Below are 25,528 nucleotides of genomic sequence, written 5' to 3'. Positions count from 1 at the left end.
TAGTTTTGGGGAATTCCAAACAATTCAAAAGCAGCACCCGCCTTAAGTTCTACAAGGATTTCTGAATTGACAATGGCTTCACTTGTAAAATATTTTACCTCATCAGTCTGCCCGCTAAAACGGATGCGTGCCGAGTGCTGTTCTTTCCTGCCAATATCAATTACACTGGCCGGCGAAACCAGAATAGCCAGTGTATTACTGCCTGTTGGAGAGACTACCCAGGGCTGTCTGAACACCGGATCATTGCCAAAGTAGATGATACGATAGCAAGACACAAGATGCTGAAGCAGAGGATGTGGAGGATAAATTTTCAACAGAAACAAGAATTAGATTACAGTATGCAAAAGTAAATAAAGCCGTAAATAAAAAATGCTTTTGAGCTTAGCGTTTTTTACAATGACAATAAAAAAGAAGGATTTTATTTTGTAAAAATCAAATTATACAATAATGAATAAAAAAATAATTAGTAAGAAAATCCTATTGTCATTAATAATGGCAACAATATTAAGTTGCGGTAAAGATGATGATGTAACCAATCCAGCAGAAGCCACCAATGTTTATGTAGTGGGATACGAGCAAAACAGTAATATCAATCAGGCTAAATTTTGGAAAAACGGGACCATAGCGTCTTTACCTACAACTGGAAAAGCTTCGGTAGCAAGTGCGGTTTTTGTTTCAGGAAAAGATGTTTTTATCGCTGGTCAGGAAGCAATGAGTTCCGCCACAGATGCCAATAGACAAATAAAATTATGGAAAAACGGCCTACTTGCTAAAACCATAACCGATGGTTCACAAGATGCTGTTGCAAATGATTTATATGTAGTAGGAAATGATGTTTATATTACCGGTGTTGAATTTAACGGAACTAATAATGTTGCCAAATTTTGGAAAAACGGCACTCCAACCAATCTAACAGATGGCACGAAAGAAGGAGTTGCCAATGCCATTTCGGTATCTGAAGGAAATGTGTATGTAGCAGGTTCGGAGTTTGATGGGATGAATAATGTCCTTAAAGTCTGGAAAAACGGAGTTGCCCAAAACCTTAATTCGGGTGCAAAAAGTGCAGAAGCCAACGCTTTGTTTGTATCCGATAATGATGTTTATGTAGCAGGAGAAGAACAAGGAACAGCAAAATTCTGGAAAAATGGAGTTGCCACCGTTATTACCACCAAAAATGCCAGAGCAACAGGAATTTATGTTTTAGAAAACATTGTGTATGTAACTTTTGAAGAATACAATGCTGAGACCAAAAAATGGCAGGGCAAACTCTGGAAAAACGGACAAATTACCAATATTAGCAACGGTACACAAAATTGTTCTTTAACTGGAATTAGTGTAGATGCCAATGATATTTACGTTATTGGAAGCGAAAGCAAAGGTATAGTCGATGTTGCAAAAATTTGGAAAAATGGTACTGCAACCAGTCTTACCAACGGCACACAAAAAGCAACAGCACTTGACATAGCTGTAGTTAAACAATAACATTCTGTAGTAAAAAAGCAGGTTTGGGAATAGAATATAGATTTTGATTCATTCAAAAATAAATAGTTCTAATCCTTTAGATTTAAAGGGCATAGGGCGGATAAAAATCCTCCTATGCTTTTTTGCAAAAAGCAAATCCTATCAATTTCAATTCTTAATATAAATAAATATGAAACATTTATTAGTACCAATTATCTGCCTGTTATTGTTATCCTGTTCTAAAGATGATAACCATAATACAGACAATAATACCCCATCGGTAAAAACAAGCCTGCCCGTAAAAGTAACCACTAAAGATGCCAATGGCACACTAACCAGAACTGCTACATATAACTATGACAGCCAAAACCGCCTGAAAACAGTAAAAGTAGTCGATGCCAATACCTCACTTAATTTTACCACAACTATAAGTTACGAAAACGGCAAAATTACTTCATTGGTGGATTACGACGCCACTTCAATGGCAGTATTAAAATTTGTTTATTTCTATGATGGAAACGGAATTAAGAATGAAGAGTTTTATTCTAACGGTGTTTTAAATTATACTTACGAATGGTATTATCGCCCAGATGGAGGAAAAGAAAGAAGAAGAAAAAATACTTCAGGAGTGTTATCTTTAACCGAGTATTACCGTTTTAGTGCTACAGGTAATCTTGAACGAAAGGTAGAAGATAACGTGAATCCTTTGAACGAGGATATAGAAAATACTTTTAGCAATTACGACAATAAGTTACGAACTATTGCAGGTCCGATAGGTAACGTAATACACTATTATCTATTAGGTTTTCCGGGAGTGAATTTGCCTGCGCCCAACAATCCTTTGGGCAGTATATCCAAAAATCTTACTTCTGGTACTATTGTTTCTGAAACCTATGAATACACCTATAACAACAAAAATCAGGTTACGGTTATGAAAATTAAAGATGCCGGAAACGTTAATATAAAAGCTATCCGTACTATTGAATATCAGGAATTCTGATTATAAAAACCATCATTTGATAACCATCATTTTTCAAAAACAAAAACCAAATTTAGATTATGAATTATACAAAACATTTATTAGTACCAATTATCTGCCTGCTATTGCTATCCTGTTCTAAAGATGATAACGATAATACAGACAATAATTCTCCATCAGTAAAAACAAGCCTGCCTGTAAAAGTAATGTACAAAAATGCAACTGGAAATGTTATAGAAACACGTAACATAACCTACGACACGAAAAAGCGTATCAGCAAAATCGTTATCGTTAATCAAAATGCCAGCCTAAATTCAACGCAAACTTTCATTTATGAAAACGGTAAAATAACACAGTTGTATGATTGGGATGATACTGTAAAACCATTGGAAAAATTTGTTTTTTTCTACGATGCTAACGGAATGAAGAATGAAGAGCTTTATCATAACGGCAATATTGTTTTTGCAACCGATTGGTTTTACCGACCTGATGGTGGAAAAGAAAGAAGAGTAAAAAATGCATCGGGAGTACTGGTTACAACCTGGTATTACAAGTTCAGTGCAACAGGTAATATTGTACGTGTAGTGGTAGACAAGGCTGATGCTTCACAGGAAGATTTTGAATATACTTTTAGCAATTATGATAATAAATTGCGGACTATGTTCAACACAGTAAACAATACAATATCATTTGTCTTATTGGGTTTTTCCGGAACAAATTTGCCTGTACCCAACAATCCATTTAATACCACATATAAATCGTTGACTACTGGAAATGTGATTTCAGCCAGTACAAACGAATATACCTACAATACTAAAAATCAAGTTACAATAATGAAACTTAAAAATAGTGACACTGGTGCTTTAATTGAAACACGTACTATTGAATATCAGGAGTTTTAAAATATGGAAGCTATACAACATACAGCAATTTAAATTGCCATAAATTATTTCAAAGTATGGAACCGCAAAGATTTTCAAGAAACAGCTCAAGGGCTGGCAGATACTATTTTGTTTGAAATGCCAATTAAAATAGCTACGTTAATAAAGGAGAGTTTCTAAAAGGAGTAGAATTTGCTGCCTCAGCTATGGAGAAAACAGAATTACTTTCTAAGACCTCGAATGATGACGAAGCAGTTCTTATTTACAGCCTTACCTTAACCGGTTTACAGCCTTAAAAATCTGTGAATACTTCAGGGTAAAGGATAATAAAATTGTATTTATACTACACATACACGATACCCACGAACTTCGAAATGCAGGTTTTGATAAAAATAATTAGTTATGGCGTACGATGAAGAATTAGCCCAAAGAATAAGGGAATATCTGGTAGAATTTCCAGAATTGGATATCGTTGAAAAGAAAATGTTTCGGGGGCTTACTTTTTTGGTCAACGAAAAAATGTGTATAGGGGCAAGTGGTAACGAACTGATGATTCGTTTTGCACCTTTGCTACACGAAAAACTTTGTGAACAAAACGGCTTCCGTCCAATGATTGCAGAAGGAAAAGAATATAAAGGTTACGGATACATTAACCCAGATTATATTAAAACGAATAAGCAACTGACCAATTGGCTGGATATTGCGTTGCAGTTTAACAAAGAAATTACATCACAAAAGAAAAGATGAATTTCTAAGATGTAATATATTCTTATATCCTATCGCTGTTAATACCACTTAAAATATAAAAAAATTCACTTTTATTGTAAACTTTTTACTTATTAATCTCAAAGTCTTTTTAGTAAGAACAAGACCCATAGATGAATAAGATTTATTATTGTTTTCGAATACAAGAAATCGATATTTCTAAAACACAGGATTATCATAAAAATAAAACCCTTTAAATCATACGATTTAAAGGGTTTTGACTGTCTTTGAAAGGCTCTTTAGTCGGGGTGGCAGGATTCGAACCTGCGGCCTCCTGCTCCCAAAGCAGGCGCGATAACCGGGCTACGCTACACCCCGTAAGCGGATGCAAATATAGTAATAAATTCTGTTTTCAAAAGAAAAAACTAAAAATAAATAAAACTTATTTTAAGATAGTTATTTAGGATTTATTTTGAGGTGAATTTTTTGTAATAAAGTTTACATTTGCATCTCTAAAAACTATAAATATTATGTCAGATACAATCGAAAAAATTAAATGCCTAATCATAGGATCTGGTCCTGCGGGTTACACTGCTGCTATTTATGCTGCCAGAGCAAATATGAATCCGGTTTTATACCAGGGAATGCAGCCTGGAGGTCAGTTGACAACAACTAATGAAGTGGAAAATTTTCCGGGTTATGTTGATGGAGTTACAGGGCCTGAAATGATGATTCAGTTGCAAGAGCAAGCCAAACGTTTTGGTTCTGATATTCGTGACGGATGGGCTACAAAAGTTGATTTTTCAGGCGATATTCATAAAGTTTGGATTAACGATAAAATAGAACTGCACTGTGAAACGGTTATTATTTCTACAGGGGCTTCAGCTAAATATTTGGGATTACCATCAGAACAGCATTACTTAAATATGGGCGGGGGGGTTTCTGCCTGTGCCGTTTGCGATGGGTTTTTCTACCGTAATCAGGAAGTTGTAATTGTTGGAGCAGGGGATTCAGCTTGTGAAGAGGCACATTACTTATCAAAATTGTGTAAAAAAGTAACGATGCTGGTAAGAAGCGAAAAATTCAGAGCTTCAAAAATTATGGAAGAGCGTGTTCGTAAAACCGAGAATATTGAGATTTTACTGAATCACGATACTGTTGAAGTTTTAGGTGACGGAAATGTAGTTCACGCTATTAAAGCATTAAATAAAACTAGCGGAGAAGTTATTGAAATTCCTGCAACAGGTTTCTTCGTAGCCATTGGTCATAAACCAAATACAGATATCTTTAAAGATTACATCACTCTTGACGAAACAGGTTATATTATAAACACTCCGGGAACATCTAAAACAAATGTAGCAGGTGTTTTTGTAGCTGGAGATGCAGCAGACCATGTGTATCGTCAGGCTATTACAGCAGCTGGTACAGGTTGTATGGCAGCGCTTGATGCAGAAAGATATTTAGCAGCTAAAGAATAAAAGAGATTTGTTTCAGGTTTCAAGTTCTTCGGAACGTGAGGTCAATGCTTAAAAAAATAAGAAGTCCCAATCAGTTCGATTGGGACTTCTTATTTTTTACGTTTCAAACTTGAAACAAATAAAACCTGAAACTGTTATTTAATCTTCTTAATCAATTTTGCTTCTTCACTAAAACGTGTAAGTTGAATTGTTGGCTTACCCAAAAGCGAAACTTCAGCTTTGTCACCAATTGCCAGAGATATTGAGATTTCAGCTAATACAGTCCCTGTAGCATTAGCTTCAGCAGTAAAATTTGCTTCTTTTATAGTAAACTTTGTTCCCGTAAAAGTAGAATTGTTATCGATACGAATGCTGCCTTTTTCAGCAACTCCTTCTATAGCAGCGTTTGCTTTTTGGTATAAATCACATTTGAATTTAATTGAGGATACTAAGGATTTTATAGATGAGCTTTTACTTAATTGCAATACAGCATCTTCAGATTTTAAATTTATTTCAGATTTTGATTTATCATCTGCAACTAAATTGAATTTCTTTGCATTCACATTCAAAAGCAACTTAGAATAATCGAAACTATTAAATGTAATATCGTCTAACTGAAGTTCCTGAATAGCATACACTATGGCTTCATTTTTAGTAATTACTTTTGTTAATGATTTTGTATAAGTAACACGAACGGATAGTTTTTTAAAAATGGAAGACTCTTTTGATGTATATAAACGAAGGGTTTTTTCTCTTAAATCCATTTGGATAATCTCGTGCAAATTATCGTCGGCTTCAATTTTTATTTCATTTTTTTCGCCTCTCTCTAAATAGACTTCAATATTATCATCTATTTCCAGAGCATCAAAATCACCAACTTCTTTTATAGATGTTGTGACAATTTTAGAACCTTTTATTTTTTCTCTTTTTTGGGCAAAAGTGAATGTAGTAACTAATAACAATAAGATAAGGACTGTATTTTTTTTCATTAATTCTAGATTTTGATTTTGACAAATATAAAAAAATCATCCACTTTTGATGAATGATTTCTTTTATATTTAACACAATATAGCGTTATCCTCTGCTGACACTCCCTCCTGAATTTTCAGTTTTTTCGATTGTTTTAGGTGATGAGTCATAATTAATGCTTCCACCGCTTGAAGCTTCCGCTTTTAAATTTACGATTGGATGCACATCAACACTGGCTCCGCTGGAAGCTTCTGCGTGAACTTCATTAGCCAGAAGTTTTTCAGCATTAATACTGGATCCGCTCGATGCTGATGCTTTGATTTTTAATGATTTACCTTGTATGTTTATAGTGCTTCCGCTTCCCGAATCGCAAGAGATATTGTCAGATTCAATGTTAACATCTATAGAAGCTGCACTTGATGCTTCCAGGGCGATATCTTCTCCCAAAATAACTTTTTCGGTTTGTATAGTAGATGCACTCGAAGCTTCCAGTTTGTCAATAACAGGCATTTTTACAGTTACTCTTTTAGTAACATCGCCAAACGAACTGTATTTGCATTTAATAATCAATGTACCGTTTTCTACTTTCGTAATAATGTCTTTTTGCAGATTATCATCGGCCTCAACTGTAATTTCAGTTGAATCAGACTGTATGATTACCAAATCAATTGCATTGCTTACAGATACTTTTTTAAAATCACCCTCAACGATTCTTTTTTGAGTGGTTACATTCCCGCTGCCTTCAATTGAGTTTACGTTGAAGTTACAAGAGGCAAACAATAATGCAGTGATAGCTGCAATAATGAATTTCGTAATATGAATGATTATTTTTATCATGGTTTAGTTAATTTTGATTATAACTCCGTTTTTATCAGTGGTTAGCCTTCCTTTGCTCTTTTTGGCATTTAAAACTTCTTCTCCATTAATCTTAATCGACACTTCTTTTACAGTATCATTTTCAATAGTGTCTTGTTCTTCTGTATCATTATAATCGTCTTCATCTACTGGGCAGTTCAGACATTTAATTTTGGACCCCTGTACTTTATAGCTATAGTTACCACTGAAATGTAAATTAAAAAAATCATTTTCAGAGTCATCATAATCCTGTATAGAAGCATCCGGTTTAAATAATTGTCCTTCTGGTAAATATAGAAATACATCTACTTCCTGACCTCTGAATTTATTTTTAACGTCTGTAAGAAAATAATTATCCAAAATTAAATAATTTCCTTTAATGTCAATATTATAATTGATTTTTTCTGCTCTTTTTTTAGCACTTGTAAACGAGTTTCCTCTGGCGCTTTTTTCTATTTGTAAATAAGGAGCGGCCTGGTCGGTATGCAATACATGCAAACGAACATCATTTGAGTAAATTAAAGCATTATTGGCAGAATCCTGTACAAACTCAAATTCTTTATGGTGATTTAAGTCTTTCGCATAGTAATCATTGTATCTAAACTTTACATACAATGTGTCATTAGGAGTGATGTTAATTGCCTTTTTTTCTACGGTTTTATTGTCATACGAAATTTCAGTAGCCTGTTTGATTCCGATGCTGATAGCAACTGCGACTGCAATAATCCAAATCGCTAACAAAGTATATTTGGCAATGTTTCCGATTGTTTTTGTATTTGGGGATAACAATTTGAAACCCAAAAGTGTCATAAAGAAAAACGGAATTCCAACAGCAAAGAACATTAATAAGCCAAATGACCAGATAGGATATTCAGTAAAATTTCCGGCTTCAATAAAGTTTTCCCAAGGAAAATCAAGAAAAACATTTGTACCTAAAGTGAATACTCCAATTAATAATAATATCAGGACAGTGATTCCGGACATAATCAGAATTACTCCTAAAAACTTAGCGAAGATTTTAAAAACCGTCATGACAAAGTCTCCAAATGAACTACTTATTCTCTCAGCTCCCGACTTTACCTGGTTTCCCACTTTGTCATAATCTGCATTTTTAAATTTATCAGACAATGAGTCAATCTCTTCACGAACTTTTTTTTCTATGTTAGAAATCGTTACCGGTTCTCCTGTCATCTCCAGTTTTTCTGAGGTTGTAACCGCCTCAGGAGTTACAACCCATAATACAAAATAAGCTAAGATTCCAGTTCCAAAACCTGCAAAAACAAATATTAAGAACACGATTTTAATCCATACAGCGTCTATTCCAAAATAATGTCCTAGACCTGTTGCTACACCGCCAATCATACCTTTTTCTTTGTCACGGTATAATTTTTTGTGTTTTCTGTTATCAGAATTAAAAGACTGATTAGTACTTCCTTCGTCTTCAAGTCTGTAATCTTCAGGTTGTCCCATTACCGCAATCACCTCATCAACATCTTTCAAGCCAACAACATGTTTTTCGCTCTTCTGTTTTTCTGTTAAAAGTTCAGAAACACGCATTTCAATATCTTTAATAATTTCATCCTGACCAGATGAGTTGTTTAAGGATCTTTTTATAGCGTCAAAATAGCGTGTCAATTTTAAATATGCATCTTCATCGATGTGAAAAAACATACCGCCTAAGTTAATATTTACTGTTTTGTTCATGACTTATTGATTTTGATTGGTGATTAGTTTTACGGCGTCAGACAATTCTGTCCAGGTTCCGCTAAGTTCGTTTAAAAATGTTTGTCCTATTTCGGTTAATCCATAATATTTTCTTGGTGGCCCCGATGTCGATTCTTCCCATCTGTAATTGAGTAAACCGTCGTTTTTTAGTCTGGTTAAAAGAGGGTAAACAGTTCCCTCAACAACTAATAATTTTGCGTTTTTTAAAGTGTCTAGTATTTCAGATGTATATGCGTCTTTTTCTTTTAGTACCGATAAGATGCAAAACTCAAGAACACCTTTGCGCATCTGTGCTTTTGTGTTTTCAATGTTCATAATTTCATTTCATTTTTTTTAGATTGAACAATTCGTTTTTTGATTGATGATTGATGATTGATGATTGATTGATGATTGATTGATGATGATTGATGATTGATTGATGATTGATTGATGATGATTGATGATGATTGATTGTTTTTTAGGAGCTGTTTCCTGCTATCCGCTTTATCTTTTGTGGCGAACCCCGCCACAAAAGGATGCCGCTTCTATCAGGGCTAGGGCTCTTGGTAATCTATAACTTTTAATTTTCTTATGTCACACTGAGCGAAGTCGAAGTGTTACTTTATAAAAGGTATCGTTAGCGGATATTTGTATAATTCTCCGTTTGAGGCTTTTATCGAAGCATAAATCACTAAAAAGAATTCAACAAATTTTAATAATCCAAAAAGAACTACTGCTGTAATCCCAACACTTAAAAGACCAATGTTTCCTTCAAGATTAAAATTTCTGATGATAAAATCTTCATCATTAATAATCGCTTCGATTGGAAGATTCTGCAAAAATACAGTTACAAAAATCGGAATTGCAATAAGTGCTAAAATCAAAGTGTAAAGCAATAAGCTTAACTGAAAGTTCAAAGCCTGTTTTCCGTGGTGATCTGCAAATTCAGATTTATCTTTATAATTTGTCCAGATGATAAGTGGAAAAATATAATTTCCAAACGGAATGATGTACTGACTTAATGTACTCAAATGAGTAAATGCTGCTGTATTCTTTTCTGATGTTTTTTCCATGATGAGTGGTGTTGATGTTTCCATGATTAAAAGTATATAGTAATTTCTTATGCAAATATATATCTAAAAGACAGTATCTTGTTTTGCATAGTACCAAATATTAACATTATTTTAACAAAAACAAAATTTATATTTGAACTCTAATTGATTGAAAATCATTCTCAAGTATTGATTTTATTGGGGCTTTTAGAAAGTACACTCAATTTATTGTGCACGCATAGTTTTTTTGTATTTTTACATAAAAATATATCAAATGGCAGTTTCAGTTTCAAAACTCAATAAATTTGTGTTGTTCAAATTACCATCAGCTTACTTTTGCGGGGTACGTGTTAAAGCTATTGATCAGAATAGTTGCACGGTAACGGTAAAACACCGTTGGATCAATCAAAATCCGTTTAACTCCATGTATTTTGCTGTTCAGGCAATGGCAGCAGAGTTAACGACCGGAGCATTGGTTATATCACAAATTCAGGAAAGCGGAAAGAAAATTTCGATGCTGGTTGCCAACAACAAAGGAAATTTTACAAAAAAAGCCACGGGTAGAATTACATTTATCTGCAACGATGGGCATTTAATCGCCGAAGCTATCAAAAGAACAATAGAAACAGGCGAAGGACAAACGTTCTGGATGAAATCAATTGGAACAAATGAAGAAGGTGCTCAGGTCTCAGAAATGGATTTTGAATGGAGTGTTCGTTTGAAATGATTTACGCAAAAATATAAATAACAAAAAAGACCTCAATTGAGGTCTTTTTTGTTGAAATACAATTCGAATTATTTTTTTGCACAACAAGATTTTTTCTCTGTTGCTGTTTTTTTGCAGCAAGATTCTTTTTTAGGTTTTTCTTTTTTGGCAGCAGGTTTTGTTTCCTGAGCACTTACGCCAATTGAAAATAAACCAATAGCCAGGATTGTGATTACTTTTGTCATTTTGTTATAATTTTTCATTAGAAATAGGGGATTAGTGAATCAAAAATAAAAGGTTTTATGATTTGTAAAAATAATGATATAGTGGTTTGTTCTGAAAATATTTTTGAGCAGTTAAAAACCGTAAGATATTTTTCTCTCTTTATATTTCCCTTTTTCGATAATCCAAAGAATTACATAGCCACCGGCACCGTCTCCATTCATCGAGGATATGTACAGAATATCTTCCTTTTTATCATAATTTATTTCGGTATCAGAAAAGCTGGGTTCAAACAAATCATCAAAGACATGTTTAGGAAAATCTATCGTTTTATTGCCTATTGTTACTGTTATCAATTTATAAGTTGTTCGGGGAATATTACCATCTGCTCCCCAGATTTTCTTTCCGTTGATTTTTTCAAGAATAGATTTGTCATTTTTTAAATAAGCTAATTGAGCTGTTTTTGGATCAAACTTTTTGCTTTCTAGAATAATGTTCAAACTATCTTTTTGAAAAATAACTTTTGAAGGAGTTTCTTTAATTAAAGGGATTTTTGTGAATTCTGATAAATACTTAATTCTGTCTTTGTAAACATAACCGCTTCTGTCCTTATTGTTTTTAGAATAATCAATTCCAACCCAATTATTATCAGGTTGAAAACCATAAACGACAAAACCATTTTCTAATTTATCTGAAATATTATTGCCTTTTTTGGCTTCATTTCTAACATTTACATAACCGTCATTATCTTTTATGATGGCGTATTGAGCAAATAAATTACAGCTTAGTAGTAAAAAAATGTAAAAGAAAGTTAATTTTATTTTCATTGGTTTAATTATTTACGATTGTAATGTCTTCTTATTAAGTACTGAATTAAAATGATGACCAATAAAATTATAGTTAATAAAAATTCTAGACCTATCAATCCAACGAACGGCATTCCACAACGAATTTGCCCGTTTGATTCCGATCGCAGTTTGTAAGAAAGTAGTTTAAATGCGATGACGAAAAATACAAATTGGGAAAGAAAACTAATTAAGCAGACTTTAAGAAAAGTTAATTTAATGCTTTTAATAATTGCTTTTCTGCCAAGTATAATTTGAAAAATTATCGGTGAGATGAAAAATAAAAGAAAAAGAAATTGGTTCATAAAGTTTTAGAATGGCTGTTTATATTTAGAAATTGTCTTTTCAAAATCAATGCCATTATGAGATCCACGCTTCTTCTATTTTGTCAACTACCCATTTCTCTTTTACTTTTTTGATAAAGATTCGATAGCCGTAGCCACACATTGGACCACATTCGATTCCTGCTGTAAGTACGCCATAATTTTTTTCATCATCAAACTGGATTCTACTAAGACTAAAAACGCCTCGTATTTGATATCGTAGCTCATTGTAATACAATCTGTCATTTCCTCTGGGGAATCGAGGCAGATATGTTAGGTGAAAAGCTTTATAAGAATCAAACTTTCCTTTGTCAATTTTGTATTCGAGTGTGTCAGAAATTTTATTTTTTATTAAAACAGCATCTTTAAAATGAGCCTTAAGTTCATCCTGATTTTGTCTCACTTGAGATATTTTATCCAAAAGAAGAAGGTCTATAACGAAACCCGTTTTTTTATAATGGGATAAATCTTCATTAAATTGTTTTTTGTATTCTTTTTTGTGCCGTATTCTATATTCTGGAGTATCTTTAATATGGGGTGGCGGAGGTGGTACATAATGATAACTTGCATTTACCCAAAGCGTATCAATAAGGGCGGGATAGATTTCGTACATTACATCTTTTTCAAATTGTAGTGAAGCTTTTTTGTTATTACAGCTAGTTAAAATTATTCCTGAAACAAAAAGCAGTGCAAAACAGAATTTTCTCATATCTAATTTCTAATCAATAATAGTTTAGGAAGCTAAGATATAATTTATTTCAGTACTTAAAATCTGCTTTTTGAGTCTTAACTTTTAACATGAACTTACATCACTAATATGGTTTCAAAAAGCAATCAATAATTCAAATTAACCCCAAATCCAATTCCCATATCACTATCATAATGCGTCGTGATTCCGAAGTTTCTGGCAACAATGTATTTCAAGCCAGCCATATATTCTTTATCGGTATTCCACATCAAATTCATTCGCAAACGTCTCGTAAGCGGAATATCTTTTCGCTCAAATTGTAAACGAACATTTCCATCGGTATAAACTTCAACTTGTGCTTTTATGAGCATTGGCAAGGTATATTCAAGACCCGCACTAAAAACCGAACGATTGTCTTTGGTATTACTTTGTCCAAAAAGATTTTCTTCATGCTCGTCCATTCCCATTTTTCGGTAACGCCAGTCAAAACCGATAAAAGGCATCAGCCACTGATTTTTTCCGATATATCTTCCAATATGTGTTTCGGTTTCGTAGCCATGTTCGTTATTATAACCCAGTCTCCATTCCGTTCCAATGCTCCAGCGCGTATTGCTGAACATCGCTTCGCCGTCATTTCCGTTTGTGGCAAAATCATTTTCAGTCATAAAATGAAACATGCGATCATCCATTTTAAGCATTTTATAAGCCATTTCAGGATGATGAATCAATGGATTTGGAGCTGAATTTTCGTAACTAAAAATTCTTCCCATTCCTGCCATCATGTGATATAAAATATGACAGTGAAAAAACCAGTCACCGTCTGCATTTGCCTGAAATTCGATCGTATCGGTTTCCATTGGCATAATGTCTATCACATTTTTTAGCGGAGAATAATCGCCATGTTCGTTTAGAATTCTAAAATCGTGTCCGTGTAAATGCATTGGATGGCGCATCATCGAACCGTTGTACAAAACAATTCGAATGTTTTCTCCTTTTTTAATTAAGATTTTATCCGTTTCAGAAACCACTTTATTATCCAAACTCCAAACATAACGATTCATGTTTCCGGAAAGTGTAAAACGTAATTCCTTTACTGGCGCATCTTTTGGAAGGTTCGTTTTAAAAGGAGATTTCAGCATTCCGTAATTTAAAGTCACAATTTCTGAAGTTTCCGTACTGTCATTTTCCATTTTAATTCCGTCCATATTATGATTGGAATGATCCATTGCTGGTTTTGCATTTTCATCTTCGCCTGAAATTTCAGGATACATTACGGCATTCATGTCCATTTTATTCAAAGACATATTCATGCCCATATCATTCATTTCGCCATTCATTTTCATCATATCGTTCATCATTTTCATGCCTTCAAAATATTTTAATTTCGAAAGATGATGAACAGGCTGTTTTTCGCCATTTCCTAAAAACAAAGATGCCGATCCTGTTCTGTCTTCTGCTGTAGCCAAAAAAGCAAAAGATTTATGGTCTTCTGGAATCGTAACGACAACATCATAAGTTTCAGAAACCGCAATAATCAAACGATCGACTTCTACAGGCTCAACGTCATTTCCGTCGCTGGCTACAACGGTGATTTTTCCTCCGCCGTAAGTCAGCCAGAAATAACTTGAAGCGCCTCCGTTGGCAATTCGTAAGCGGACTTTTGAGCCTGGTTTAAGCTCTGAAAACTGTTGCTCGTTTTTACCATTAATGAGGAACTTTTCATAATACACATCGCTGACATCCATTGCGTTCATTCGTTTCCATTCGTTGGTTACTTTGGTCGAAAAATGTCCTTGTTTTACAGCTTCGGCATAACTTTGAGTCGTGCCCTTTTTTATGGCAAACCAATCGTTGGCATTGTGCAGCATTCGCTGTACATTTTCCGGCTTAAGATCGGTCCATTCGCTTAAAATGACTGGAATTGTCGGCAAATCGTCAATTCCTTTTCTGATTGTGGAATCGTCTTTTTTCTTATTGATAATGAAAAGTCCGTACAAACCAATTTGCTCCTGCAGACCAGAATGACTGTGATACCAATAGGTTCCATTCTGAATAATTGGAAAAGTATATTTATGAGTCGTTCCAGGTTCAATCGGCATTTGTGTTAAATATGGTACGCCATCTTCTTTATTGGGTAAAAACAATCCGTGCCAGTGCATCGAAGTGGTTTCTTTTTTGAGTTCGTTATGCACATAAATTTCGGCAATATCGCCTTCGGTAAAAGTCAAAGTCGGCATTGGGATTTGTCCGTTAACCGAAATCGCACGTTTTTCTTTCCCCGAAAAATTGACAATCGTATCACGAACGTGCAAATCGTAACGTACGACTTTCTGCGCTTTTAGCTGAAAAGCAATTAGGAAAATTATAAAGAGGTATTTGATTTTCATATTAGATTATAATTTTAAATTTCTCAATCGTAAAGCATTTACGATTACCGAAACAGAACTTAAACTCATAGCAACCGCTGCCAACATTGGCGAAAGCAAAATCCCAAAAATTGGATATAAAATTCCAGCAGCAATTGGCACTCCCAAAGTATTGTAGATAAAAGCAAAAAATAAATTCTGTTTGATATTTGACATTACAGCATGGCTCAGGTTTTTGGCTTTTACAATTCCGTTTAAATCTCCTTTAACCAAGGTAATTTTAGCACTTTCAATTGCAACATCAGTTCCTGTTCCCATCGCAATTCCGATATTAGATTGCGCCAGAGCAGGCGCATCGTTGATTCCGTCTCCGGCCATTGCCACAATCTTTCCTTCAGCCTGAAGACGTTCGATTTCTTTCAACTTATCTTCAGGAAGACAATCTGCTTTAAAAGAACTCAAATGCAAATGATCGGCAACCGCTTTTGCTGTGTTGTGATTATCTCCCGTCATCATAATTACTTCAACGCCCTGATCTATTAATTCTTTAATGGCTTTTGTGCTGTTTTCTTTAATCGCATCGGTAATGGCAACATATCCTAAAACTTCTTTTTCAATAGAAATGTACGAAATTGTTTTTCCAAGATTTTGTTCGGCAGTTACTTTTTTTTCTAAATCTGAGTTGATCGAAACTCCAATTTCATCCATTAGTTTTTTGTTTCCTAAAGCTACTTTTTTGCCTTCTATAGTTCCTAAAACTCCTTTTCCTGCAATAGTTTCAAAACCCTGAACTTCTTTTAATGTAGTATTTTTTGCTTTTGCGAAATTGACTACGGCCAGCGCCAAAGGGTGTTCACTATGTTGATTTAAAGAAGAGATGTTTTCAAGGAGATAATCTTTGTCATTATTAATGGCATAAATTTTTTCTACAGATGGTTTCCCTTCGGTAATGGTTCCTGTTTTATCGGTTATCAAAACATCAATTTTATTCATGTTTTCTAATGCTTCTGCATTTTTAATCAGGATTCCGTTTTGAGCTCCTTTTCCAACTCCAACCATAACCGACATTGGAGTCGCCAATCCAAGAGCACAAGGACAGGCAATAATTAAAACCGCAATGGCATTGATTAATCCGTAAACATAAGCGGGTTCCGGGCCAAATTTTGCCCAAATAAAGAATGTCAAAATCGAAATAAAAACAACCGTCGGAACAAAATATTTAGAAACACGATCGGCTAATTTCTGAATTGGAGCGCGGGAACGGCTCGCATCATTTACCATCTGAATAATTTGTGAAAGCATCGTTTCTGAACCTACTTTTTCCGCAATCATCACAAATGATTTTGTTCCGTTTATCGTTCCTGATATTACAACGTCTCCAACTTTTTTATCTACAGGAATTGGTTCTCCCGTAATCATCGATTCGTTGATACTGCTTTCGCCAGAAGTTATTTTTCCGTCAACAGGAATTTTTTCTCCTGGTTTTACTCGTAATAAATTTCCTTTTTGAATGTTATGAATTGAGATTGCTTTGTCGTTTCCGTTTTCTATTAAAGTTGCTTCGGTTGGTGCTAATTTCAATAATTCTTTTATTGCGCCGTTTGTTTGTCCGTGTGCTTTTGCTTCCAATAATTGCCCTAATAAAACTAAAGTGATAATTACGGTCGCAGCTTCGAAATACAAATGAATCGTTCCGTGATGCGATTTGAATTCCGATGGAAAAATATCTGGAAAAAACATTCCGACAATACTAAATAGGAAAGCGACACTTGTTCCGATTCCTATTAGCGTAAACATATTCAGATTCCAAGTCACAATAGATTTGTAAGCGCGAACGAAAAACATCCAACCTGCATAAAATAAAACAGGAATAGAAAATAGAAATTGAACCCAATTCCATTTTTCAACAGACATAATATTGTAAAGCGGATTATTTGGAATCATTTCTGACATTGAAATGATGAAAATAGGAAGCGTAAACAAAATCGCGATTTTCATTTTCTTCAATAAATCAGTATAAGTTTTGTTTTCTTCACTTTTTGAAGCTTGCATTGGAACTAAATCCATTCCGCAAATTGGACAGTCTCCGGGTTTATTATAGGTTTTATCGCCTTCGCAATGCATTGGACAGTAATAAATGCCATTTGCACTGTGCTGATGTACTTTTTTAGTATGCTCGTGATTGTCTTTTTTATGGACAGAACAGCAGGATTTAGCAGCTTCGTCATGATTTTTAGGAGAATCCATTTCAATAGTATAATTTCCAGCAGCAGCTAAAACTTCCTGAAATTTCTCTGTCGGAACATGTTTTTCCATTGTTATTCTAGCCGTTGGCGGATTCAAAGTTACCTCCGCCTCAACGCCTTCGATCTCATTCAAAGTTTTTTCTACTTTGGTTCGGCATCCGTTGCAAGACATTCCTGAAATTATATATTGATGAGTCATTGTATTGGTTTTAAGTATTACAATGCAAATTTCTGAACTATTGACGAGTTAGGTTTGTAGAATTTTGGGAATGATTTGTAAGATTTACGAAATGGGTGAAAATGATTTTGTTTCACGCAGATTCTGCAGATTGAGCAGATTTAATTTTAAATATCTACTCAATCTGTTTAAATCTGCGAGAGAATAATTTTTCGACTTTGCGAGAAATTAAATATTCTCGATCTGAATACGCTTTTTATCTTTCGATTGTTTGAATGAAGTAGGCGTAAAACCCGTAATTTTCTTGAACTGATTACTCAAATGCGCCACATTGCTATAGTTTAGAATGTCTGCAATTTCACTTAACGAAAGCTCATTATAAATCAATAACTCTTTTACTTTTTCAATTTTCTGACTGATAAAATATTTCTCAATCGTGGTGTTTTCAATTTCCGAAAATAAATTACTCAAAGAATTATAATCCTGATTTAAGTTTTCAGATAAATAATCAGACAAATTGATTTTTAAATCATTGTTTTTATGATGAACTAAGTCGACAATCAGGTTTTTTATTCTTTCGACGGTTTTTGTTTTTTTATCATCAATTAAATCAAAACCTAAAGTTTGAAGATTTACTAATAAAACTTCTTTTTGCTTATCGTCTAGTTCTTCTTTTAATTCAATTTCACCAAGTTCTACAGAAATAGTATGAAGTCCAAGTTTTTTAAACTCAGACTCCACAACCATTTTGCATCGCGCGCACACCATGTTTTTGATGTAAAGTTTCATGTTATTTAATCGTTTCTACCACGTTTCCGCAAGTCAGCATCGAAGAACCGTAGTACGGATTCTTAACTGCTTTTTCTTTGCTTAACCAATCAGCGTCTGCCATTGGGCAATATTGTTTGTAGATTGGCTGATCCGGATTTGAAACTTTTATTAAATCATAAGCACTTTTAGATAATGATTTAAAAGTATCGCGTTGTTTTTTAAGATCTGTTGTAGCTGAAATACTTTTTGCATCAGCAGTTAGTTTTTTAACCACTTTCATCCAAACCGTATGTTCGTTACTTTTTAGTTGGTCCATTTTTACAGCCGTAATTGCTGTCAGTAAAGCTGTGGCTTTTGCCGATGTCAATTTGCTGTCACTTTTAATAAGGGCATCTTTTACATTAAAATACGCATCAAAAACAGATTGAAGCTGACTTGCATCAACGATTTCTGTTGTTCCTGATTTTAATTTTGCTGTATTTGCCTGAATGTTATTTGCACTAAATAATAGGGTTAGTACTGTTGCTAAAGCTATGATTGATTTTTTCATTGTGTATAGTATTTGAGTAAAGGATTTTATTTCCTTTAAAATTAATTAAAAAAGTTGATTTCAAAAAGACCCAATATGGGCTGTCACAAATACAATAATTATATTTTCGGCTTCAGCCAGATTGAAGTAAATCCAGAAGAAATATTGGATTGACTATAAGAAGAAATAGTATTTTTTAAAGAAAAATTGAAAACATCGTTTTGAAAATTAATTTCATTTGAGGTCAAAATAACGAATTGTAACGCTGAGGTACTGCAGCCTGAATGTCGACATTTTCCATCACAATTGTGTTTTTCCTGTTTTGAAGATCTCTTCTCGCAGCATTTTTTAGAACAGCTGTTTTCTTCTTTAGCAGCAATTTCTTTTTTATGCCCCATATTGCATGCATAAGTATAACCCGGATTCAAAAAGAAACTAAGTGTTATAAAAAGCATTATTATGTGGATTTTCTTGTTCAAAGAAATTATTTTTATGAGTACAAATTTAGTTAAAAATGTTTGAGGAAATTACTTTTTAAGATTTCAATAACTACAGTTTCTTAAAATCGGTTGGTTTCATGTTTTTACGCTTTTTAAAATAATTCGATAAATGACTTTCATCAGTAAAACCAAACTCATACGCAATCTGCTTAATCGGCAATTGATTGTTGTGAAATCTTTTTTCGATTAAAGTCGTTCTCAGATTATGGATATATTCACGATAACTAATACTGAATGTCCTTTTGAAGTAAGCGCTAAAATACGTTTGCGCAATGTTAAAATGATCTGCAATCACTTTCACTTTCACTAACTTGGGCTGATAAATATTTTGATGAATATAATTGGCAATTTGTTCGTTATCCAAATGCGTCGATTGCATTTGTAGATTCATGCAACGAATGGTTTCTTTAATCAAACCAAAAATCGACAGAATCTGATAGAAAACAATTGGCGAAGAAGTGACATCAATATAATGATTGTAGGTTACGATGTTTTCGACTGTGTTTTTTAAAATCGTTTTACAAGGTTCATCAAACTTCAAAACCGTTTCTTTTAGGATTTTGTCTCGCATGAAACTTTCCGGAGTATTGACTAGAAACTCATCACAAGTCAGATTCTGTTTGGAGTTGAAATAATTATCAGTGAATTTGATAAAAATGAATCTTGTACTTTTTTTAATATCGAAATAATGTTGGTCGTCTGGAGAAATAACAAAAAGATCTCCTGCTTTATAGGGTAACAGATTATTATTTAAGTGATGAATACCGCTTCCTTTTTTGATATAGATGATTTCGTAATACGTATGAGTATGCGGAGGAAGGTGAAACTTCTCTTCTTCAAATTCATCAAGGACAAGTGTTTTAAACTGATTTAATTTTGGCATAACTTAAATGTACAACTTTATGTCGCAAATTTACAATTTTTTAAATGGCTACCGGTGGTAAATTTGCATTGTAGAAAATAATTTCCTTTCTACTAAAATCAAAATGAAAAAAAGTCTTATTGCCTTGTCTTTAGGAGGTTTAACTATAGGAATAACAGAATTTGTAATGATGGGTTTGCTTCCTGATATTGCTTCAGACATGAATGTTTCGATTCCGGTAGCAGGATATTTAATTTCAGCTTATGCTTTGGGCGTTGTTATTGGAGCGCCATTATTGGTTATCCTGGGAAGAAATTTTCCTCCAAAAAAAATGCTTTTAATTTTAGCTTTGCTGTTAACTCTTTTTAATGCGCTTTCGATCATAGCACCCAATTATAACTTTTTATTTGCTTCCAGATTTCTTTCCGGATTGCCACACGGAGCATTTTTTGGGGTAGGAGCGGTAGTCGCAAGCCGTTTGGCCGATAGAGGTAAAGAAGCTCAGGCAATCTCAATAATGTTTTCAGGTCTGACATTAGCAAATTTAATAGGGGTGCCAATCGGTACTTATATTGGACATCATTTTATATGGCGTTATACCTTTATATTAATTGCTATTGTAGGGTTGCTGACTTTTCTGTTTATTTTTCTATGGATGCCGAAGTTAGAAAAAAGTGGTGATGTAAATATGAAAACGCAATTGTTGTTTTTCAAAAAAACAGAAGCGTGGCTAATCATTGGAATAACGGCAATTGGTTTTGGAGGATTGTTTGCATGGATTAGTTACATTGCTCCTTTGTTAATCAATATCTCGGGATTTTTGCCAGAAAATGTTTCTTATATATTGATATTAGCAGGATTCGGTATGGTTGTAGGTAATTTTGTTGGAGGTAAACTAGCTGATAAATTTTCGCCAGCTCCAACAGTTTTTGCCTTATTGTTTATAATGGTTCTCGATTTAATTATGGTTTACTTTTTCTCCTTTAATCAATATGTATCGTTATTTTTTACATTTTTAACAGGAGCCATTTCTTTTTCAGTTATTGCACCCATTCAGATGTTAATGATTAAGACAGCTAAAGATTCAGAGATGATTGCATCTGCAGCACTTCAGGCGAGTTTTAACATTGGGAACGCTTTAGGAGCTTTTTTAGGCGGTTTGCCTTTGGCAGCCGGTTATAGTTATGCATCGCCAAACCTTATAGGTGTTGGTATGGCAATTATAGGGATGATTATAACTTTTGGTTTAATACAAAAACAAAAAACCGTTTTGAAATTACAAACGGAATAATAAATAATCACAATTAGATTTTACTACCCTTAAATTTTATTTAAGGGTTTTTTATAGCCAAATGTTAAATGATGTGAAATATTTTTTTCTGATTATAAGAATTAATCTTTATAGAATTCATTTGTGATGTATAATTTTGTTGTTTTATCTTTTTAATGTTAATGAATTCTTAAGAAAAGGTTTTTCTTCATTTTCTTGTTCAATTGACGATCGGGATTTTTAGCAAAAAAAATTATGAGAAAATTTCCTAAAAATGTATTTTTTATTGGGATTGTTAAAATATTCACATATGATGTAATCGATTGAATTTTGTGCAATAATTTTATCGCATTAAAAATATAAAAGAATATTTCTTAGTTTTAAAGCAGATAAATTAAATATATGACATTTTAAAACTGATTATTTTTTTATATGTAATTTTTTTTATGATTATTTTGTGAAATTTAATTTTTTATATAGAATTTTTTTTTATGTTTGTGTAATCGATTACACGTTGCTTTTCAATGTTTTAAAATATCTATTTTTTGTTTGTTTTCAGGGGTTGCGGAAATAAATTGAAAATTAGTTTTTAACTAAAAATTATATTTTAAAATATTTTAAGGAGTAAAGTGTGATTTTAAAAACCATAAAATAAACTTTATAAACAATTAATAATTTAACTAAACACTACACTATGAATTTTAAAAAGTTATTTAATAAAAGAACAAATTGTTATCTGACAATTGTTTTCTTATTGTGCTTGCTTGCCAGTAATAAGGCAAATGCACAAGAGGTAACAGTTGAAGGTGTTGTAAAAGATGCTTCAGGTTTAACCTTGCCTGGGGTTAACGTTTTGGAAAAAGGCACGAAAAATGGGGTTTCAACTGATTTTGATGGAAAATACAAATTGAAACTTTCAAGCTCAAAAGCAATTGTAGAATTTTCTTTTATAGGTTTTACAACTCAGTCAGTTGCTGCGGCTGGTAAAAAAACGATCAATATTGTTTTGGCGGAAGAAGCAAATTCATTGAACGAAGTTGTGGTAGTGGGTTATAGCTCAGTTAAAAAAACCGATTTAACAGGAGCTGTTGCTTCTATTTCAGGTAATGATTTGAAAAAAGTTCCGGTAGCAAACGTTGCTGAAGCTTTAACAGGTAGAATTGCCGGTGTACAGGTAGTGTCAGCAGAAGGTTCTCCTGATGCAGATATACAAATTAGGGTTCGTGGAGGAGGATCTCTTACTCAGAGTAATCAGCCATTAATTATAGTTGACGGATTTCCTGTAAATAGTATGAATGATATTGCGTCTTCAAATATTGAGTCAATGACGGTTTTAAAAGATGCCTCCTCTACTGCAATTTATGGTTCTCGTGGTGCAAATGGGGTAATTTTAATAACTACCAAAAGTGGTAAAGATGGAAAAATTGCTGTTAACTTTAATTCGTTTTATGGTATGAAAACCATGGCAAATGAAATTGATGTTTTATCTCCAGATGATTATACCAAATGGCAATATGAGTTTGCTTTGTTAGATCAAACTGACAAAACGATTTCAACTAATCCGGTTTCTTATACTAAGTATTTTGGTAACTGGCAGGATCAGGATATGTACAAAAATCTAAAAGGTAATGATTGGCAAAAACAGATTTTTGGCAGAAGAGGTGAGGTGCAAAATTATGATTTAAGTGTTAGAGGAGGAAGTGATAAGATAAATTATAATTTTAATTATACTCGCTTTGATGAGAAAGCCATTATGATAGGTTCAAATTATAGAAGAAATAATTTGTCTTTGGCATTAAAAAGTAAAGTAAATGATAAAATAGATCTTTCTTTTACTATGCGTTATTCTGATACCGAGATTAATGGAGGAGGAGTGAACGAGCAAAACGAAAAATCTTCAACAGATTCTCGTTTGCGTACAATTGTTGGTTATTCTCCAATTTCGGTACCTGGTCTGACTTCGTCGACAGATGATACAAATGAAGGTGATGTATTGGTAAATCCATTTACATCTGTTTATGATAATGATCGTACACAGCTACGTAAAAACTATAATATGTTAGGAAGTTTTGGATGGGAACTTGCAGAAAATTTAAAATTGAAAGTTGACTTAGGTTTGGATAATTTTAATAATCAAGATTATCGTTTCTATGGTACAAGCACTTACTATGTGAAAAATGCACCATCTGCTACGTTGCAAGGTATGCCAGCTTTGATTATGACCGATACTAAAGATAAACGTTTTAGAAATGCCAATACCTTAGCTTACGATTTCAAAAAAATATTAGGAGAGGATCATCATTTGACTGCTCTTTTAGGACAAGAGAGTATTACGTATACATCTAATGCTGTTACAAGTACGATTCATGGCCTTCCGGTATTTTTTGATTTTAATAAGGCAAAAACTTTAACATCATTAGGAGTTCCTCAATCTGTAAATAATTATTATAGTCCTGATGATAGATTATTATCATTTTTTGGAAGTGCAAATTATGATTACAAAGGGCGTTATTTATTAACAGCTACATTTCGTGCAGATGGTTCAAGTAAATTTTTACCAGATAATCGTTGGGGATATTTTCCGGCAGCAGCAGCAGCATGGAAAATTTCAGAAGAAAGTTTCCTAAAAGATGTTTCTTGGATAGATCTTCTTAAAGTGAGAGCAAGTTATGGTGAAGCAGGTAATAACAATATTCCTGTAGGGCAGCAAGTTCAAACGTATGAGAGTTCAGGTACAACTGGGGCAACATGGATTAATGGAGTTACAAGTATAACTTCGGCTTCAAAAATAATGGCGAACCCTGATTTGAAATGGGAAACTACTGTTACACAAAACCTTGGTTTAGATTTTGGTTTTTTCAAAAACCGCTTAAATGGTAATGTAGATGTATACAGAAACGTAACAAGTGATTTGTTAATCAACTTTTTAACTCCGGGTACAGGGTATGATTCTCAGTATCGTAACATGGGAGAAACTCAAAATGAAGGGATTGAAGCTACTTTAAATGTTGTTGCTATCGAAAGAGCTAAATATGGATTGAGTTTTTCATTCAACATGGGAGTTAATAAAAACACGATTAACTCATTGGGATTGATGGATAGTGGGTTTACACAAAATTCAGGTTGGACTTCACAAATAACAAGTGATTATTTGTTGGAGAAAGGTTCTTCATTAGGTGCTATGTATGGATATAAAAGTGATGGCAGATATGAAGTTTCAGACTTTGACTATGTTGGAGGAAAATATATCTTAAAAAGTGGAATAGCAAATGGTGGTAAACTTGTTGGAACTGGTGATACTGTTAAACCAGGGGATATGAAATTAAAAGATCTTACTGGTGATGGTCTTGTGACTGCAGCAGACCGAACGGTTATTGGAGATGTTAATCCTAAAAGCACAGGTGGTTTTGTTATCAATGGTAATGCCTATGGATTTGATTTAATGGCAGCTTTCAACTGGAGTATCGGTAATGAAGTATATAATGCTGATAAAATAGAATATAGTTCAGCTGTACAGGGTTCAACAGGACAGTATAAAAATTTAAGTAATGTTATGTCAGATGGTAATAGATGGACAAATTTAGATCCTGTTTCAGGTCAATTGGTAACAGATCCTGATGGTTTAACAGCTTTGAATGCTAATACAACTATGTGGTCGCCTTATATGACAAGGGTTTTATTTACTGACTGGGCAGTTGAAGATGCATCGTTTTTAAGATTGAATACATTAACATTAGGATACACAACTCCTGAATCTTTAATATCTAAAATTGGAGTTTCTAAATTGAGATTTTATTTGACTGCAAGTAATGTTTTTGTGTGGACAAAATACTCAGGTTCTGATCCGGAAGTTTCGACAAAAAGAAAAAATCCAATGACACCTGGGGTTGATTCTAGCCCTTATCCAAGAAGCAGACAAGTTGTTTTTGGGCTGAATCTTAATTTCTAATTTTAAAATA

The 25,528-nt window shown here is 33.5% G+C and carries 23 protein-coding genes and 1 tRNA gene; 8 read left to right on the top strand and 16 right to left on the bottom strand.

The features are described 5' to 3' along the window. On the bottom strand, window positions 1–314 hold a 314-nt coding region (locus JE46_RS19840), incomplete at its 3' end, for a hypothetical protein (protein ID WP_157505953.1). Window positions 315–447: 133 nt separating this feature from the next. Between JE46_RS19840 and JE46_RS19835 the strand changes: the two genes are divergently transcribed. From JE46_RS19835 to JE46_RS19820, 4 genes are all read left to right on the top strand, one after another. Then, complete coding sequence (locus JE46_RS19835) at window positions 448–1,482, top strand: Kelch repeat-containing protein (RefSeq protein WP_031457028.1); 1,035 nt, start codon at window positions 448–450, stop codon at window positions 1,480–1,482. A gap of 169 nt (window positions 1,483–1,651) precedes the next feature. Further along, complete coding sequence (locus JE46_RS19830; protein ID WP_031457027.1) at window positions 1,652–2,461, top strand: hypothetical protein; 810 nt, start codon at window positions 1,652–1,654, stop codon at window positions 2,459–2,461. 59 nt (window positions 2,462–2,520) lie between these two features. After that, window positions 2,521–3,342: a hypothetical protein gene (locus JE46_RS19825; RefSeq protein ID WP_031457026.1), complete on the top strand. Its 822-nt coding sequence runs from the start codon at window positions 2,521–2,523 to the stop codon at window positions 3,340–3,342. A 381-nt stretch (window positions 3,343–3,723) separates the two neighbouring features. Continuing rightward, window positions 3,724–4,068, top strand: coding sequence for a TfoX/Sxy family protein (locus tag JE46_RS19820; RefSeq protein WP_031457025.1), 345 nt, complete (start codon window positions 3,724–3,726; stop codon window positions 4,066–4,068). Between the two features lie 261 nt (window positions 4,069–4,329). Here the strand turns inward: JE46_RS19820 and JE46_RS19815 are convergent. Then, window positions 4,330–4,404 (bottom strand) — tRNA-Pro (locus JE46_RS19815). A 152-nt stretch (window positions 4,405–4,556) separates the two neighbouring features. On the opposite strand from JE46_RS19815, the gene trxB reads away from it, so the two are divergent. Beyond that, the gene (trxB, locus tag JE46_RS19810; RefSeq protein WP_031457024.1) at window positions 4,557–5,504 is read left to right on the top strand and encodes a thioredoxin-disulfide reductase; all 948 of its coding nucleotides are present in this window, start codon (window positions 4,557–4,559) and stop codon (window positions 5,502–5,504) included. Between the two features lie 134 nt (window positions 5,505–5,638). Here the strand turns inward: trxB and JE46_RS19805 are convergent, their stop codons facing one another. The 5 genes from JE46_RS19805 to JE46_RS19785 all read right to left on the bottom strand — a co-directional run bounded on the left by JE46_RS19805 (window position 5,639) and on the right by JE46_RS19785 (window position 10,084). Beyond that, a complete protein-coding gene (locus JE46_RS19805; RefSeq protein ID WP_031457023.1) occupies window positions 5,639–6,472 on the bottom strand; it encodes a GIN domain-containing protein in 834 nt (277 codons plus the stop codon). Between the two features lie 85 nt (window positions 6,473–6,557). Continuing rightward, the gene (locus tag JE46_RS19800) at window positions 6,558–7,289 is read right to left on the bottom strand and encodes a head GIN domain-containing protein (RefSeq protein WP_031457022.1); all 732 of its coding nucleotides are present in this window, start codon (window positions 7,287–7,289) and stop codon (window positions 6,558–6,560) included. 3 nt (window positions 7,290–7,292) lie between these two features. Beyond that, window positions 7,293–9,011 (bottom strand): PspC domain-containing protein, encoded by a 1,719-nt coding sequence (locus JE46_RS19795; protein WP_031457021.1) that lies wholly within the window; start codon window positions 9,009–9,011, stop codon window positions 7,293–7,295. Window positions 9,012–9,014: 3 nt separating this feature from the next. Further along, a complete protein-coding gene (locus JE46_RS19790; RefSeq protein WP_017498072.1) occupies window positions 9,015–9,347 on the bottom strand; it encodes a PadR family transcriptional regulator in 333 nt (110 codons plus the stop codon). A 281-nt stretch (window positions 9,348–9,628) separates the two neighbouring features. Further along, window positions 9,629–10,084, bottom strand: a complete 456-nt coding sequence (locus JE46_RS19785; RefSeq protein WP_031457020.1) for a DUF4870 domain-containing protein — start codon at window positions 10,082–10,084, stop codon at window positions 9,629–9,631. A gap of 253 nt (window positions 10,085–10,337) precedes the next feature. On the opposite strand from JE46_RS19785, the gene JE46_RS19780 reads away from it, so the two are divergent. Further along, window positions 10,338–10,790: a DUF4442 domain-containing protein gene (locus JE46_RS19780; protein WP_031457019.1), complete on the top strand. Its 453-nt coding sequence runs from the start codon at window positions 10,338–10,340 to the stop codon at window positions 10,788–10,790. 68 nt (window positions 10,791–10,858) lie between these two features. Here JE46_RS19780 and JE46_RS24090 read toward each other — a convergent pair whose 3' ends face one another. From JE46_RS24090 to JE46_RS19740, 9 genes are all read right to left on the bottom strand, one after another. Then, window positions 10,859–11,014 (bottom strand): hypothetical protein, encoded by a 156-nt coding sequence (locus JE46_RS24090; protein ID WP_157505952.1) that lies wholly within the window; start codon window positions 11,012–11,014, stop codon window positions 10,859–10,861. Window positions 11,015–11,125: 111 nt separating this feature from the next. Then, a complete protein-coding gene (locus JE46_RS19775) occupies window positions 11,126–11,818 on the bottom strand; it encodes an SH3 domain-containing protein (RefSeq protein ID WP_051872952.1) in 693 nt (230 codons plus the stop codon). 378 nt (window positions 11,819–12,196) lie between these two features. Continuing rightward, window positions 12,197–12,868: a hypothetical protein gene (locus JE46_RS19770; protein WP_031457017.1), complete on the bottom strand. Its 672-nt coding sequence runs from the start codon at window positions 12,866–12,868 to the stop codon at window positions 12,197–12,199. Between the two features lie 125 nt (window positions 12,869–12,993). Further along, on the bottom strand, window positions 12,994–15,234 hold the full coding sequence (locus tag JE46_RS19765; RefSeq protein ID WP_031457016.1) for a multicopper oxidase family protein: 2,241 nt from the start codon (window positions 15,232–15,234) through the stop codon (window positions 12,994–12,996). A gap of 6 nt (window positions 15,235–15,240) precedes the next feature. Further along, on the bottom strand, window positions 15,241–17,658 hold the full coding sequence (locus JE46_RS19760; RefSeq protein ID WP_031457015.1) for a heavy metal translocating P-type ATPase: 2,418 nt from the start codon (window positions 17,656–17,658) through the stop codon (window positions 15,241–15,243). A gap of 207 nt (window positions 17,659–17,865) precedes the next feature. Further along, a complete protein-coding gene (locus JE46_RS19755; protein ID WP_083480915.1) occupies window positions 17,866–18,426 on the bottom strand; it encodes a helix-turn-helix domain-containing protein in 561 nt (186 codons plus the stop codon). Between the two features lies 1 nt (window position 18,427). Beyond that, on the bottom strand, window positions 18,428–18,958 hold the full coding sequence (locus JE46_RS19750; RefSeq protein WP_031457013.1) for a DUF3347 domain-containing protein: 531 nt from the start codon (window positions 18,956–18,958) through the stop codon (window positions 18,428–18,430). Window positions 18,959–19,056: 98 nt separating this feature from the next. Further along, complete coding sequence (locus tag JE46_RS19745; protein ID WP_236010771.1) at window positions 19,057–19,416, bottom strand: hypothetical protein; 360 nt, start codon at window positions 19,414–19,416, stop codon at window positions 19,057–19,059. A 70-nt stretch (window positions 19,417–19,486) separates the two neighbouring features. Further along, on the bottom strand, window positions 19,487–20,320 hold the full coding sequence (locus JE46_RS19740) for an AraC family transcriptional regulator (RefSeq protein ID WP_031457011.1): 834 nt from the start codon (window positions 20,318–20,320) through the stop codon (window positions 19,487–19,489). A gap of 103 nt (window positions 20,321–20,423) precedes the next feature. Between JE46_RS19740 and JE46_RS19735 the strand changes: the two genes are divergently transcribed. Continuing rightward, on the top strand, window positions 20,424–21,590 hold the full coding sequence (locus JE46_RS19735; RefSeq protein WP_031457010.1) for an MFS transporter: 1,167 nt from the start codon (window positions 20,424–20,426) through the stop codon (window positions 21,588–21,590). Between the two features lie 673 nt (window positions 21,591–22,263). Further along, window positions 22,264–25,518 (top strand): SusC/RagA family TonB-linked outer membrane protein, encoded by a 3,255-nt coding sequence (locus tag JE46_RS19730; protein ID WP_031457009.1) that lies wholly within the window; start codon window positions 22,264–22,266, stop codon window positions 25,516–25,518. Window positions 25,519–25,528: the final 10 nt, after the last annotated feature.

The sequence above is a fragment of the Flavobacterium chungangense LMG 26729 genome (genome assembly GCF_000735715.2).
Taxonomy (GTDB): domain Bacteria; phylum Bacteroidota; class Bacteroidia; order Flavobacteriales; family Flavobacteriaceae; genus Flavobacterium; species Flavobacterium chungangense.
The sequence above is the reverse complement of the archived record's forward strand: the minus strand, read 5'-3'. Positions and strand labels throughout refer to the sequence as shown.

Bases quoted from the DNA above. Each gene is read 5' to 3' on its own strand.
- JE46_RS19835 (WP_031457028.1), top strand. From the start codon at position 448: ATGAATAAAAAAATAATTAGTAAGAAAATCCTATTGTCATTAATAATG.
- JE46_RS19740 (WP_031457011.1), bottom strand. From the start codon at position 20,320: ATGCCAAAATTAAATCAGTTTAAAACACTTGTCCTTGATGAATTTGAA.
- JE46_RS19755 (WP_083480915.1), bottom strand. From the start codon at position 18,426: ATGAAACTTTACATCAAAAACATGGTGTGCGCGCGATGCAAAATGGTT.
- JE46_RS19770 (WP_031457017.1), bottom strand. From the start codon at position 12,868: ATGAGAAAATTCTGTTTTGCACTGCTTTTTGTTTCAGGAATAATTTTA.
- JE46_RS19800 (WP_031457022.1), bottom strand. From the start codon at position 7,289: ATGATAAAAATAATCATTCATATTACGAAATTCATTATTGCAGCTATC.
- JE46_RS19750 (WP_031457013.1), bottom strand. From the start codon at position 18,958: ATGAAAAAATCAATCATAGCTTTAGCAACAGTACTAACCCTATTATTT.
- JE46_RS19775 (WP_051872952.1), bottom strand. From the start codon at position 11,818: ATGAAAATAAAATTAACTTTCTTTTACATTTTTTTACTACTAAGCTGT.
- JE46_RS19730 (WP_031457009.1), top strand. From the start codon at position 22,264: ATGAATTTTAAAAAGTTATTTAATAAAAGAACAAATTGTTATCTGACA.
- trxB (WP_031457024.1), top strand. From the start codon at position 4,557: ATGTCAGATACAATCGAAAAAATTAAATGCCTAATCATAGGATCTGGT.
- JE46_RS19830 (WP_031457027.1), top strand. From the start codon at position 1,652: ATGAAACATTTATTAGTACCAATTATCTGCCTGTTATTGTTATCCTGT.
- JE46_RS19780 (WP_031457019.1), top strand. From the start codon at position 10,338: ATGGCAGTTTCAGTTTCAAAACTCAATAAATTTGTGTTGTTCAAATTA.
- JE46_RS19785 (WP_031457020.1), bottom strand. From the start codon at position 10,084: ATGGAAAAAACATCAGAAAAGAATACAGCAGCATTTACTCATTTGAGT.
- JE46_RS19820 (WP_031457025.1), top strand. From the start codon at position 3,724: ATGGCGTACGATGAAGAATTAGCCCAAAGAATAAGGGAATATCTGGTA.
- JE46_RS19790 (WP_017498072.1), bottom strand. From the start codon at position 9,347: ATGAACATTGAAAACACAAAAGCACAGATGCGCAAAGGTGTTCTTGAG.
- JE46_RS19795 (WP_031457021.1), bottom strand. From the start codon at position 9,011: ATGAACAAAACAGTAAATATTAACTTAGGCGGTATGTTTTTTCACATC.
- JE46_RS19735 (WP_031457010.1), top strand. From the start codon at position 20,424: ATGAAAAAAAGTCTTATTGCCTTGTCTTTAGGAGGTTTAACTATAGGA.
- JE46_RS24090 (WP_157505952.1), bottom strand. From the start codon at position 11,014: ATGACAAAAGTAATCACAATCCTGGCTATTGGTTTATTTTCAATTGGC.
- JE46_RS19765 (WP_031457016.1), bottom strand. From the start codon at position 15,234: ATGAAAATCAAATACCTCTTTATAATTTTCCTAATTGCTTTTCAGCTA.
- JE46_RS19805 (WP_031457023.1), bottom strand. From the start codon at position 6,472: ATGAAAAAAAATACAGTCCTTATCTTATTGTTATTAGTTACTACATTC.
- JE46_RS19825 (WP_031457026.1), top strand. From the start codon at position 2,521: ATGAATTATACAAAACATTTATTAGTACCAATTATCTGCCTGCTATTG.
- JE46_RS19760 (WP_031457015.1), bottom strand. From the start codon at position 17,658: ATGACTCATCAATATATAATTTCAGGAATGTCTTGCAACGGATGCCGA.